Here is a 12,915-nt window from a genome sequence, read left to right on the forward strand (position 1 = left end):
ATGCGATCTTAGAACCGCATTTCATTTCGGTAGTTGTATTGGAACACAGCCCCCGATGTATCTACATCGAGGGCTGTTTTAGATGGGGGATTTAGAGATCGTCTGAGATCGTTTTTGTGCGTTTTATTAGACCTTATGATCAAGGCAGACGAATGTGGCAATTTTTGTCTAATCGAATATATAGGCTTTAAATGAAAAGCCTTCTAACATCGTTAAATTTGCCCCCAGAGCTACTGCGATAAGGCAGCCCATACCTAACCAAAATGAGGGGGTTTTTGAAAGACCAACAAAAAACAGAGCTCTCCCTCCCTGTTCGCTAGATACCGACTGATCATGATTATAGATTTGACGTTGGCTACTTAAAGAGTTCCCCAATATCAATATAAATATAACCGATATAGACGCGATTTCAGCTGAATGTTTACCAAATTGAAGAGCTGTAATTGCAGCAGTAAAGCAGAGAACACTGATGATTTCATTTAAGTATTCATACCATGAGTACAACTTTTTACGAGAGTCTGACGATTCTAAGTCCGAATCTGGCTCAAGGGTTTCGTTAATGTAAACTTTTCGGTCCCTTCTGTTTGGTGTGTGTGTATTCTTGTGAGTGTCAGATTTTCCCCTAATCAAATTAAGACCGACAAGCGTCAGTAAAGCTACAACTATATGGCTAAAAGCTACCCACCACTTAGATGTATTATCATAGCTAGCATAGGATGTGTATGTAGAAAATATAATCAATAAAGACCATACGCCCAAAACACAAATACTAATCCATTGATTAATTTTAGAAACAGAAGTGGATTTTGGGCCTGTGAAATGCTTTTCGATAAAAGGCATTTTTTTGTAGGGTCTTTCTAACAAAGTCTTATACAGTGGACCAGTGACTGCATCTTCTAAAAGGTCCATATGGTTCTCCCAGTTTTCCTGCCAGTATTTACTCCCACGGTTGACTCTATGCCACCCAAAAGTGAAAATTAATCCTATACTCGCAAGAATCATGGAAAGAAATTTATTGTGGGGCATTGCAGTAGAAGCCAAAACTGAGAAATACCCAGCAAAGGTAACAGCAATCAAGGCCCAAAAATAAGTTGCTCTTTTCCAGTACATTTCAATTTCGAATTTTCTGGTATCCGCTACCTGATAGAATGCAGTCTCTAGTTTGTCCATATCGAGAGGCTCTATTCCAAAATCTTTTTTGTATTTTTGCTGAGAAGCCTTTTGCTTATTATCCATATTTGTATTTCGAACCTTATTAAACCTGTATACGCCGTACGCCGGTAGCGTCTAGTTTCATTTTTAGCTTTGATGCTGATTATAAAGAAATTTACTACATTAACTTGATGCTTCCTCTTAACTTTTATCATTTAACTTTCGTCGTATTGATTCAGCTTACGAATGGCTAGCGATAGTATTCTTCTTGTTAGAACCGTTCGAAATGGTTTGGCTGAAATCTGGAACTCGCCATACTTTGCTTTAAGTATTCGTAGGACTCTTCCATCTGATTAACAAAACGAGGCTTGAACGCTGAAAAGCCTCGTTCTAGAGGCATTCTTTCAGTGCGGTCAAAGATTTGATAAAGGTAGCTTTGTGAACACTCTTTAATATGAACGCTTGAGTAGGGCCTTTTTTCAATTATTTTAGCGTAGAGTTGATCGTCTTCAATGAGGTTGTACTGGTCACCTGTCACATCAAACACATGACCGTCAATCTCTAGCCAGACATGGGAGACCATCTTTTCACCTAAGCCAGTGACCATGGTAATTTCAACATCATCCAATAGTTGAAAGTAGTGGTAGGTTAGTAATAGTGACGCAAACTTACAGTTCATTATTGGGAAGTTTGGGGTTGGATATATGGAAGGACCTTTACTGCACAACTCCATAGCATAGCGAAGTGATAGTGCTTCTTTTCTCAAAAGCTGAATGCGTTCCATCGTTAAACCTAACTTTATAAGTGAGTATTAATAGGTTTCAGTCGACAGAGAAAAAGACTGCCTTGTGCTTTTTCAGCAGTGTCCATGAAGAAACCAACTCATTTATATAAGAATAATTCGTTTCATCAAAGCAATTAATTACATATGCATTGCCAGAGTGTCCACACGATACTTGGCTATCAGTAAGTAGAAATGTCAACATCGCGCCATTCGGTAGCACTAACGGATTACCAGATAAACTCAGCTCTTGTGAGTTCCCCAAATCAATAACGTGGTTGCGGATTCTTTCGCTATCAGAGGTCGAGGCGGATAAGAAAATCTGGTTCTCGCTTGTTTGCATAGCATCGTTCAGTGCTTCTTGAGCAAAGTATAAATCCATTGAGTTTCTATTCATCATCACACCCTATAAGCCTTCAGTAAAATCTCATCCATTTGGTTCAGCTTACGCACGGCCAATGACACGCGCTTGCTTGATACGCCAGTTCTTAGTGAAGCCAGCTCGTAAGAATAGCCAGACTCGAATACCAGTTTTACGGCTTTGCGAGTTTGCTCTGGCATATCTCTTTTTGAGATCACTTCAAGCAAAGCATCAAGGCGCTTTTTAGGAATAACGTTCATTTATTCAAAATATCCGTAGTCTAGACTTCTGCTTTAAGCGCTTGGTTGTTCCGCTTCAAAAATATCCATCTGGTTCACATCACCCTTGCACAGCTCGGGCTGTAGTTCTGAGCTTGGCTTCTGACCCGTTGGTTCAATGAAGTGCGAGAACGACGTATGCGCTACAAATACTTTTCCGCAATTTAGGTTTAAACATTGGCAATACAGCTCTCGCGTTTCTGAACTGATGGAACGCGAGGTCGCAATACGAGTTTTGCTTTCACATTTTGGGCATGTCACTAGCATTATTGTAATCTCCCTTCTAAATAATCCGCTTTGGCACTTTGCCAATAACTCACTTCATCCTCATCGGGTTCTTCGAGTATGTAAGGTTCGCCAAGAACCGATCGCCAATAAGCCCGCCGTTCTAAGAAGTGGTGATATTGCGCTTGATAAGTTTCATCTGCTTTTTGCTTTAAATCGCTACAATCGATATCACGACAAGTCATCGACCAACCTCTAGCTCCAGCTGCCCACATCAAGAAGTTATCCATCCGTTCTTTGGCTTCATCGCCGTCAAAAGTTATCGAGAACCGGTTACCACTAGAAGCATGCATTTGGCGTGACTTCATTTCTAGCGTGGTTTTCTTGGCCGCATGTTCTAAGCGAATAATTCGCGACTGCAGTTTTTTCAGGTGGTCTTCAGGCTTGCCTTGTTGCTTGGCGATACTCGATGCTTTCACGGTTTGAGCTTTTTGCTTATTGATACGTGAGATAGTTCGCAGCAAAGGCTTTTTCCACTGCTCAAGCTTGTAACCCAATTCACGGATAACCGCTGTGATATTGTCGGCTTCAAACGAGGCGAGTGTTTCCCAATTTGGTGCGCGTGAGACTCTCGCTATGCTGTAACGATTCCCCTTAATTAAACCTTGGTCAGCGTTATTACCTTTGGCCGCGTAGCCCACCGCTTTGATGAGATAAGTGCTGGCTGCTTTCGGCTGTCTAATTCTTTCGATGTGAGCCATGCCATGACCCCATAGCGACTCCAAACGTTTGGCCCAGTCTTTGAAATGCTTTTTATCGACCGTCCACTTCAACAACAGGTGAACGTGTGGGTTGGGTTCGCCATCTTCATTCATTGGGCTTTCGGCTACCCACATATAATGAAAATCAGCTTTCTCTCTATCAGGACCAAAGGGTGAAAGTTTCGCTTTGAACTGCCCAGGAACGTAGTCACCATCTTCGGTGTACCAACCTCGATGAAACATCTTTTTGCTACCATCGAGAAAGCGGGAAGTTTCGCGCCCAATACTGGTATCGAGTGGTTTAATGATTTTGAATGGTTGCTTTGGTAGCCGTGTATACAGGCCATCTTTGCCAGGAATAAGATCACCGGTATCTCGTTCAAACTCTATTGGAGTAAATGGGCCGTCAGCATCAATGCCTTCATCCATTGCGCCAAAAATGGCGTGACGTTGTGCCGGTGTAAAAGTCAAAGTCAGAAATGTAGTAAACCCTTCATGACATTGGGCGACATACGCACCACTCTCGAACATGTTAGAAACGCTCTTTGGTGTTAGCTTTTCCGTATAACGAGTACCCGAATTAGCCTCGGGTGCATTTCCTGCGGGCGTCTGGGTAACAATTTGAGCGCGCATTTGCCCAGACCAGTCTCGTTTTTGCAGTTGAAGAGAGATAGGGGAGAGCTTCCTCTCGAAAGGGGGCCTTTTCTCATGTTTCAGTGGCAAAACTCGCGCGGTATTTCGCTCTGTGCTTGCGTATAGCGCATCAAAGCTTTCATGGCCCATTCGGCTATCAAGCTCTGTCTTGGTGCCAATGGGTAGCCCAATAACCTTCACACGCTTGTTGATTCGAGCCAACTTTAAGCGCTTTTTCTCGTGTCGGACTTTTGCGCCCTTGGACAAGCCTAGTGTCTCCGGCCTTTCGGCCGCCGCTTCGCGGTCGGGTTTGGAGTTTGAATTTAGCCTTTTGAAATGTTCAGTTGCCAACTTAACATCTGTTACGTGCTTTGATTTTTGATTAAAAACACGGTCGTAAACGGGAAGAGATTTAATCACACCAGAATCGAGCAATTGCTGCTCGTATTCTGTGTAGTGAGGAATTTTGGAACCTAAAAAACCAGCTTCATAGCTGGCATTAGCAATTTTAACTTCATCAATAGGCCGGACGGCTCCGGCCACATGGTACAGAGTTTCAATCTTCATCGCTTATTGCTTCACATCCCCTGGATTCGCATTACTTACCGAGCCCCAAGGTTCAGCGCATCCGTTTTCACTACACACATAATTCATTGGCTGAGAGTTGCCCTTAACACGCTTTTTAATGCCGTGTTTTTCGCGCAAATTCGACACTAAAAAGCGCGCTCGCTCTCGTTTCTTTGGATCTGGGTTCTCCATTCCTGCCATATCAGGGCAGGGCTTATGTATTGGAGAAGTGATAGGTAAATCAGCCGTCGATTTAGCCGGTCTAAAAGTCACATCACTCATAATTCGCTAAACTCCTGTGTGTCCATAATCATGTGACCACCAGTGTGATTGCCTTTTATGATCACGCCATTCATAACGTGTTCACAGTTCAACGCCTCGCATGCTGACTCAATAGCAAGTTTTGGCGTTTCAAACTCGCCTAAGTGAAGGTTCATTACCTCATTGGTTTCAGCGTGACGAACCACGCCGCCACCGCTGTTCAAAGTTATCGCTATATAACTCAACATCACTTCGTCCCCACAGCTGACAAACAAAACTGTTCGAATTGATATAACGCTTCATCATCAAAGTGGCCTAGGTCACGTAGACCAAGCATTTCAAGAAACAGGTGGCGGTTACCCATATCTAAGCTCGTCCAGTGGTGAAGCTGTGAAACTTGTTCGATCGAACCGTTGCGATACCAACTAGGAAATGAATGCCCGAAAAACAAACGAGCACGTCCGCCATCCATTGCCTTTTTAATATCGGCTAATACGTCAGCTTGAGAACGATGTGTTTCAATGGGTGTTTGCTTCTTAGCAATTGCATCTAATTGGCATAGCAATTCATGCTGTTGTTCTGTGCTACTTGAACTAAAGCGCTGTGCAATGAGTTCAAATGATTGTTCAAAGAGGTGGTTTTCGAGATTACTCATGACGTGATTGCTCCTAAAAAATTAGTTGTGGGTGAGGCACGTATTGCATGGCTCTTTCTCCATCCCGAGTTTCTCTTTGGCAAGCTCAAGGAACTTGGCAATTTGAGTTTGGTTTTGAGCGAAGTCTTCGACCTTATACAAAGGGAAGTACATAGAAGCTCCCCATCCGTCAGGGCCTGCTAAATAAGCTTGAGCAGCTTTCACACCTTCTACATATCCAGCTTCGTAGATATAAATCTTGTATTCACCTGAAGTGATGGTTTTGAGTAGAGCTTTCATAATTACACCCCGTAATTAAGTAAGACCGGGTAAAGGCGCACCGTTGGCTAGGAAGTCCACACCCATACATAAGAAAGGGTGTGCACCACTTGTGCGGTCTTCTAGGTCGTTAATGAGCAGCACCAAGTTGCTAATGCCAGCTTGTGCCGTTTTGACAATTGAGTTTCGAGTTGAGCGAGGCAGGACTCTTTGGCCTGCAGTGTCTAACGCAAGCTGAGAGATCTCTCCAGCAATCACTGAGTTGTCTAAAGCACGTTTGATAAACGTTTCTCTTTCACCTTCAGGAATATGAGCGGTCACTAGCCCTAACTGACGAAGTACAACTTCTAAAATTACGTAGTCATCCGTAGCTTTAGAAATTGCCATCATTTCAGGTAAAGAAAGTACGTGCGGCTGCTCGATATTCAGCTTGTTACGCAACATGTTTGAACGAAGGCCACAAGCTTTGGCTATGTCTGTTAGCTCGTTACGGTGTCGTGCTCGAAACAAGCTGCATGCTTCGTTGTACTGTTCTTGTACATCCGCTAAAAAGACGCACATTGTCTGGTTCACTTCCATGTCTGATACTCACTATGAAACATTAGAAAAGTGGTTAGATTAAAAGGTGCGGCTATTAGTGGTGACCAAATTTGCCGTAGACAGATTCCCACTCGCGCTTAGCTTCAGCTTTCTTACGGTCAATGTAGAAAGCCAAATCATCGATAGAAACAAACAGCGGAGCTTTAGTACCTTTGTTCGTTTCTGTTTCTTCGTGAAGTCGAAAGGTTGGGATAGGGAATTCATTAGCACTGACCTTGCCTTTGGCTGTTGCGTACTTCATTCCAAAATATTGTTCAGAGATCTCAGAAAGTTTTACTACTGGTGAGCCAAATACAGCATGCAACGCATATTGAGTATTCATAGAGTTAGCCTCATTTCCACTACACCACTGACGTGATATAGTTGTTAGTTAGTTGCAGTTTATCTTCGTTAATCTCTTACAATATCGAACTTAAACTGTGTTTATAGTGTGTTTATGTGTTCTTATGCTACGGCCTTGTCGTTCGTGTGTCTAGTGTTTTTATGTGTGCTTTTGGTGGTTTTATGAAGGAATGGTTTCTGAGTACTGAACTCGTGGGGTTAGATGGAATGGCTAACTCTTCTTCAGGCGTAGCTCAAAAAGCCAGGAGAAACAATTGGTTAAGTCGAGGTTCTAAGGAAGGTACTCGGGCTTTGGAGTACCATATTTCCAATTTTCACCCAGATGTAAAAAAACAGCTGATTGAGAAATACGTCACGGATCTTGATGAAGCGGAATATCTATTAACTGCATCAGCACCTAGCGAAATTTCGAAGCCAATAGATATGTCTGTAGGGCAAGTTGATATTGGTAGCAGCCAAATTAGCCAGGAAGTTGCTAGTCGAGCTTCTCGCAATACCGATGACAATGTCACAGAAATTTCGAATGTTAAGTCTGTGAAAGCCACTTCTCAAATAGGCGATATGTGCGCTGTACCCGTATACAACGTTTATGCCTCTTGTGGGTTTGGTTCTCAAAACGATACCGAATACCAACTCAGAACCGAATTCCTACCTTGCTTATGGTTAAGACGTTTCGGCCTAACAGAAGAAGATGCTCGTATCATCATTTGCCATGGTGACTCAATGGAAGACACTTTGAGTGACGGCGATGAAGTATTAGTAGATACCCGAGAACTCGATCATCCAGTAAAGCATGGTGTCTATGTTGTTCGCATTGGTAAGCACGTTTACATAAAGCGCCTGAAGTACGACATTATGGCCGAGGGCTATAACGTCATCTCAGACAACAAAGAAGAATATGATTCGTTTATAGTGAATGAGGAGAAACTCAACGAGTTCGCGGTAATCGGGAAAGTTGTTACCACCGTCATGAAGGCGGTGATTTAGAAAATGAAGGCATCCGAAAGGGTGCTTTTTTGTATGTAATGTAGCCTGCAGAAGTGTGATAATTAAAATTGTTTATAAATTCAATTAAAACAATGGCTTATGCTGATATGTATTTTCCTTAGAATTAAGTTTTAATGATACAATAGCTAAAATTTCCTGCAGATTACTATAATGAACGCCCTTACTTCACATAACGCAGCGATGCGTAAGTTACTCCTCTCTCCTGATAAAGAACAGTTCCGCAGCTTAGTGGATTTAGATAATATTGATTTGGTATTGAGAGAGTTACTGACGATTGAAGAAATGCGTGAGGCGGGTAGCTTTTTTACAGGTCAAAAATTGGCTACAAAAGCTGTAGCTTTACTACCAGTTATCACTTCTCGTTCTGTTGTCTTGGATCCAACATGTGGTGCTGGCAATCTATTAATCGAAGCATCAAGGACCCTTGGTGTTGAATCTACACTATCAACAACTTTGTTAGCCTGGGGAAAAGTCCTTTGGGGCTTTGATCTTCACGCCCACTTTATTGAAGCAACTAAACTTAGAATTGTCGTCGAAGCTTTAAATCGTGGTGTTGAGCAAGACTGTGACTTAGATGAGGCATTTGAGCTACTCCCAAATATTCTCGTTAAAGATGCTTTGAGTGTAGAGAAGCTAGAGCTTGAAAAAATAAGTCATGTACTGATGAATCCTCCTTTTACTATTTGGCCATCGCCTAAAGAAAACTATTGGAAAGAGGGAAAGGTCAATGCCGCTGGTATTGTATTTGATCATTACCTTAGACTTTTACCAGAAGACTGCAGTATTAGTGCGATTTTGCCAGATGTTCTCCGCTCGGGTAGTAGGTATGATGATTTTAGGTCATTTACTTCTCAATCAATGAGCGCAACAGTAGAAGTTTGGGGGCGTTTTAACCGTAAAACAGACGTGGATGTCTTCTTGCTTTCAGGAAAAATTAAGACAGCAGTCAATCTCATTAAATGGCATAACGCTGAGCAGAACTCCGTATGCATTTCTGATTATTTTGACGTTCGGACAGGCCCATTAGTTGCCTATCGTGACCCAGAAGATGGGCCTGAGTATCCATACTTTTACCCTAAAATATGCCCTCAATGGGGGGTTGTTCGTGAAGCCGTTGAGATAAGGCGCTTTACGGGTAAAGTCCTAACCCCTCCATTTGTAGTAATCAAAAGAACATCTAGCCCATCGGATAGAAATCGCGCATCAGCGACATTAATAAATCTTCGTGAACCGGTAGCAATAGAGAATCATATGATTGTTGTTAAACCTAAGGATGGGAAATTGAAAACTTGTAAGAAACTTATGCAGGTACTCCAAACTCAAAAAACTAATGACTTTTTAAATGAACGCATTCGATTACGACACTTAACTGTCGGTGTTATAAAAGATATCCCATTTGTGGAGGAAAAATAATGGCTCGTAGATTGTTGGCAAAGAAACCTTTTGATATGTCAGCTCGTGTCCCAATGCAATTGGGGCGAGAGAGCATTTCGAGCTCGACAGTGGCTGTATCGGAGCTCATCAAAAATGCGTTTGATGCGGATGCTGAAGATGTTCAGTTGCAGTTTTATTTGCGTCAAGACCCTGCGTTATCAACAATGATTTTAAAAGATGATGGTAACGGGATGGGGCTTGAGACTCTGTATAACCATTGGTTAAAGATAGGAACTGATTCAAAGCTTGGTGTGGAACGATCAACTATAAAAAAGCGTGTGATGACTGGAGCAAAAGGACTTGGTCGGTTGGGATTAGATCGATTATGTCAAAAAGTGGTTCTTTATACGAAAGAGGAAGGCTCTGATAAAGCAACACAGTTAGTTGTTGACTGGCGTAAGTATGAAGGTAGCAATGCTTCAATCTTCGATATAGAGCATGAAGTTTTTGAGCTTGACTTACCAATTGTTGATAAATATGGAGATATATTTACCTCAACCGAAAATAAAGGGACCTATATGGTTCTAATTGGATTGAGAGATAATTGGGATCAGGCTTTCTTAAGTGATTTGAAAGAAGAATTAAGGCTTCTTATATCACCATACAGGTCACTGAATGACTTTAGTATTGAGCTTAGTCAATTCAGGAAGGGCAAGAAACCGACTAAAGAAGTTATTGACTCACAAGAGATACTATCTGCAGCTAGTTGGGAAATTAAAGCGTCTGTTGATAATGTTGGTCAGGTAAAACTTACTTTCAAGAATAACACCAGTGGTGAAACGATTGTACAGGCTCCTGTCTCATGGAAACACTGGGTATCGAACCAAGGTGATAAACCATTATTTGGGCCTCTACAGTTTGAATTCCATTATATGGTTTCTAAACGAGAGTTCTGGTCAAAAGTAAAAATGAGTCGAACCAATTGGTCTGAATTTATGAAGTTGAATCAAGGTATTCGAATATATCGTGATGACTTTAGGGTTCGACCATATGGTGAGCCTAATGGTAAAGGGGATTGGCTTGATATTGGCCTAAGAAAAGCCTCTAGTCCTGGTGGTATCAAACAAGGTGGCTGGCGTATTGGTCCAAATCAAATCATAGGTGCTGTTAGTATATCAAAAACTAAAAACGCGATACTTAATGATCAAGCAAATCGAGAAGGTATTGTTGAGAATGACGCTTACATGCAGTTACGCATGTTCGCGTTAAAAGTGATTAGTGCTTTCGAATTACTAGCTCATAAAGATGCCCAAAATCATGAGGATTTAGATTTAGCTGAAGAACTTAAGAAAATGTTCCAGCAGTCAGATGATGAGCTTACGGAAGTTATTGAAGAGTTAAAGAACACATTTAGTCAGAAGCGCAAGAAAAAGAAGAAAAAACTGCCAGCGGCACACACTGTTTATCAGCGAGTGAAAGAGCTTGAAAAGGCGAAAATAGCGCATGAGCGAGCGGTCGATGCCTACTATAAACAATTAGAAAAAGATAGAGAAAAGCTTGAAGAGCAGAAGAATACGTTAACAAATCTAGCTTCAATTGGTGTGTTAACAGTTTGCTTTGGTCATGAAATAAAAACTCATTCTGCAGTAGCATTAGAGAATGCTAGAGAGCTATTGGATGTCTTTGAGGATAGTCGATCTGGGAGTATACCACTGAACTATGATGACCTAACCGAGATTACTAACGATGTCATTGATGGAACAAGATATGTAAATAGTTTTTCTGAGTTAGCTATTAATAATGTTCAACCTGATAAACGAACTCGAACAAAAAATAATGTACCTGAGATCTTCAAATATATCTTTGAGCTTATGAGTGCTACATTTGAGAATATGGGATTAGATGTTGAATGTAAATTTGAAAAAATCAATGAAAGCGATTTTAATGTCCGTTCATTCCGTATTGATTGGGAAAGTATTGCCATAAATCTAATAACTAACTCTATTTGGGCTGTGTCCAAAACGCCAAGAGAACAAAGAAAGATAAATGTAATATTTGAACGCGTTGGAGGTACTAAGCTTAGGGTTGGTTTTCTTGATTCTGGTTGTGGATTGGAGTCTGGGCAAGAAGAGTCTATTTTTCTAGCAATGCAAAGTTCAAAAACGGATCGAAAAGGTAACGTGAAGGGAACTGGTATGGGGTTGGCTATTATTAAAGGGCAAATTGAAGACAACATGGCAGGTAGGATTTATGCAGAACAGTTTTCTCCTTTAGGTGGAGCTGGTTTTTATATAGAAGTTATGCAGGATAATTAAATGTCAGGAACTATCGTATTTATCGATGACAGCGCCGCTGTTCGTCGAACATATCAAAGACGCCTAAGTCGTGTATTTGGTTCTGAGTATAGTATTGAATGCCCGGAGCTAAGCCCTGATCTTGAAAGTATGCTCCACACTCTATCTCTAATTGAAGACAAAGTTACATATTTCATTGATGAGGATTTAGTGCATGAAGGTATTGCCGAGTTTATGGGAAGTGAGCTTATAGAGAGAATCAGAGTAAATGACCCTTCAATCCCAATCTACATATTGACTAGTGATCTTACTAGGGTTGAAGAGCCTCTTGGAAATATTGAATTTGCTATCGACAAGAATAGTTGGGATGAGAGTAAGGACCAGTATGCCAAACGATTCTTTCGACATATTAAGACTCTCAAGACTATAAAAACAGAACAAGCTAAGCGATTCGATGAGTTGTTTGGGAAGTCGTTAGTAGAGCCTTTGACTGAAGAAGAAAAAGTTGAATATGATGAATTGAATGTTGTGCGTAGTAAGACCTTAGTTGATGAAGCGGTCATCTCTGATGAGAGCTTGGCGAAATTAGATCGTCAATCGAGAGACTTGCAAGCTCTTTATGAAGAAATTCAAGCCTTTAAAGGTGGTAATTCGAGTGAATAGAGAACTGTTTTTCCCTTGTCTGAAGCGTCAGCCTATTAATCATTATTACAGCGCTCATGGTCGCTTTTACGCGGCCTCTAATTATCAAAGCAATTACGATAAGGTGTCGGAAGATTGCTTACATCGGTGTGTATATTGTGATGCAACAGAAAAAGAATGTGGTGGTGAGCGTTTCTCTCTTGATCATTTTAGGCCAAAAGATGTATTCATTAATAAGTTCAACGGAATACTAGTTCAACATCCATATAATCTACATTTGTCTTGTCAAAAATGTAATGTACTTAAGAGTAAAGATTGGCATGGATGTGAGAATACAATAAATGGCTATAACTATTCTTCAGGTAAAGGCTATGTAGACCGATTTCGTGAAGATCTTCATAAATTCGTCAAAGTTAGCGCTGACGGACGCATTTATGTCAAAGCAATGGATCAACCGCATCCTAAAAACCCAGCACAATACATGATTGAACGTATGCACTTAAATAGACCAAACCGTGTGTTTATAAGGCAGAAGCGAGTGATCACTAAAGTTGTAAATGATATTGAAGATTTACTTGCTCAAATGACAGAAGAAACGACTCTACATTGGCGTACTGGCACTAAAAGTGGTGATGAGTGCATGCAGCAAATTATTGATGTAGAAGCTTTTAGAACAAGGTTTATAAGTATCAAATAATTTCCTTCTAGGAAAAGGCACGTGTT

Annotated in this window: 17 protein-coding genes; 5 read left to right on the top strand and 12 right to left on the bottom strand. The window is 41.2% G+C overall.

The features are described 5' to 3' along the window. Positions 1–168 precede the first annotated feature (168 nt). The 12 genes from M4S28_RS21775 to M4S28_RS21830 form a co-directional block, all read right to left on the bottom strand. Complete coding sequence (locus tag M4S28_RS21775; protein WP_102536229.1) at positions 169–1,236, bottom strand: RipA family octameric membrane protein; 1,068 nt, start codon at positions 1,234–1,236, stop codon at positions 169–171. 187 nt (positions 1,237–1,423) lie between these two features. Then, a complete protein-coding gene (locus tag M4S28_RS21780; RefSeq protein ID WP_249632834.1) occupies positions 1,424–1,936 on the bottom strand; it encodes a hypothetical protein in 513 nt (170 codons plus the stop codon). 37 nt (positions 1,937–1,973) lie between these two features. Next, complete coding sequence (locus tag M4S28_RS21785) at positions 1,974–2,315, bottom strand: terminase large subunit domain-containing protein (RefSeq protein ID WP_249632835.1); 342 nt, start codon at positions 2,313–2,315, stop codon at positions 1,974–1,976. 17 nt (positions 2,316–2,332) lie between these two features. Beyond that, positions 2,333–2,554: a hypothetical protein gene (locus M4S28_RS21790; RefSeq protein WP_249632836.1), complete on the bottom strand. Its 222-nt coding sequence runs from the start codon at positions 2,552–2,554 to the stop codon at positions 2,333–2,335. Positions 2,555–2,587: 33 nt separating this feature from the next. After that, the gene (locus tag M4S28_RS21795) at positions 2,588–2,839 is read right to left on the bottom strand and encodes an Ogr/Delta-like zinc finger protein (RefSeq protein ID WP_249632837.1); all 252 of its coding nucleotides are present in this window, start codon (positions 2,837–2,839) and stop codon (positions 2,588–2,590) included. Then, positions 2,839–4,758, bottom strand: coding sequence for a rolling circle replication-associated protein (locus M4S28_RS21800; RefSeq protein WP_249632838.1), 1,920 nt, complete (start codon positions 4,756–4,758; stop codon positions 2,839–2,841). The genes M4S28_RS21795 and M4S28_RS21800 overlap by 1 nt, the downstream gene beginning before the upstream one ends. Positions 4,759–4,761: 3 nt before the next feature. Beyond that, positions 4,762–5,040, bottom strand: coding sequence for a hypothetical protein (locus M4S28_RS21805; RefSeq protein WP_249632839.1), 279 nt, complete (start codon positions 5,038–5,040; stop codon positions 4,762–4,764). After that, positions 5,037–5,267, bottom strand: coding sequence for a hypothetical protein (locus tag M4S28_RS21810; protein ID WP_016785358.1), 231 nt, complete (start codon positions 5,265–5,267; stop codon positions 5,037–5,039). The genes M4S28_RS21805 and M4S28_RS21810 overlap by 4 nt, the downstream gene beginning before the upstream one ends. Beyond that, on the bottom strand, positions 5,267–5,674 hold the full coding sequence (locus M4S28_RS21815; protein WP_249632840.1) for a hypothetical protein: 408 nt from the start codon (positions 5,672–5,674) through the stop codon (positions 5,267–5,269). The genes M4S28_RS21810 and M4S28_RS21815 overlap by 1 nt, the downstream gene beginning before the upstream one ends. A gap of 21 nt (positions 5,675–5,695) precedes the next feature. Continuing rightward, positions 5,696–5,953, bottom strand: coding sequence for a hypothetical protein (locus tag M4S28_RS21820; protein WP_249632841.1), 258 nt, complete (start codon positions 5,951–5,953; stop codon positions 5,696–5,698). A 15-nt stretch (positions 5,954–5,968) separates the two neighbouring features. Beyond that, positions 5,969–6,511, bottom strand: a complete 543-nt coding sequence (locus M4S28_RS21825; RefSeq protein WP_249632842.1) for a phage regulatory CII family protein — start codon at positions 6,509–6,511, stop codon at positions 5,969–5,971. A 55-nt stretch (positions 6,512–6,566) separates the two neighbouring features. After that, the gene (locus tag M4S28_RS21830) at positions 6,567–6,854 is read right to left on the bottom strand and encodes a pyocin activator PrtN family protein (protein ID WP_102499827.1); all 288 of its coding nucleotides are present in this window, start codon (positions 6,852–6,854) and stop codon (positions 6,567–6,569) included. Between the two features lie 182 nt (positions 6,855–7,036). Between M4S28_RS21830 and M4S28_RS21835 the strand changes: the two genes are divergently transcribed. The 5 genes from M4S28_RS21835 (at position 7,037) to M4S28_RS21855 (ending at position 12,889) form a co-directional block, all read left to right on the top strand. Further along, positions 7,037–7,861 (top strand): helix-turn-helix domain-containing protein, encoded by an 825-nt coding sequence (locus M4S28_RS21835; protein WP_249632843.1) that lies wholly within the window; start codon positions 7,037–7,039, stop codon positions 7,859–7,861. Between the two features lie 171 nt (positions 7,862–8,032). Beyond that, positions 8,033–9,295, top strand: coding sequence for an N-6 DNA methylase (locus tag M4S28_RS21840; protein ID WP_249632844.1), 1,263 nt, complete (start codon positions 8,033–8,035; stop codon positions 9,293–9,295). Next, the gene (locus M4S28_RS21845) at positions 9,295–11,571 is read left to right on the top strand and encodes an ATP-binding protein (protein ID WP_249632845.1); all 2,277 of its coding nucleotides are present in this window, start codon (positions 9,295–9,297) and stop codon (positions 11,569–11,571) included. The genes M4S28_RS21840 and M4S28_RS21845 overlap by 1 nt, the downstream gene beginning before the upstream one ends. Then, on the top strand, positions 11,572–12,213 hold the full coding sequence (locus M4S28_RS21850; RefSeq protein ID WP_249632846.1) for a hypothetical protein: 642 nt from the start codon (positions 11,572–11,574) through the stop codon (positions 12,211–12,213). It abuts the gene before it with no gap. Continuing rightward, on the top strand, positions 12,206–12,889 hold the full coding sequence (locus M4S28_RS21855) for an HNH endonuclease family protein (RefSeq protein WP_249632847.1): 684 nt from the start codon (positions 12,206–12,208) through the stop codon (positions 12,887–12,889). The genes M4S28_RS21850 and M4S28_RS21855 overlap by 8 nt, the downstream gene beginning before the upstream one ends. Positions 12,890–12,915: the final 26 nt, after the last annotated feature.

Origin of the sequence: Vibrio sp. J383 (assembly GCF_023503985.1) — a bacterium.
In the GTDB taxonomy this organism is placed as follows: domain Bacteria; phylum Pseudomonadota; class Gammaproteobacteria; order Enterobacterales; family Vibrionaceae; genus Vibrio; species Vibrio splendidus.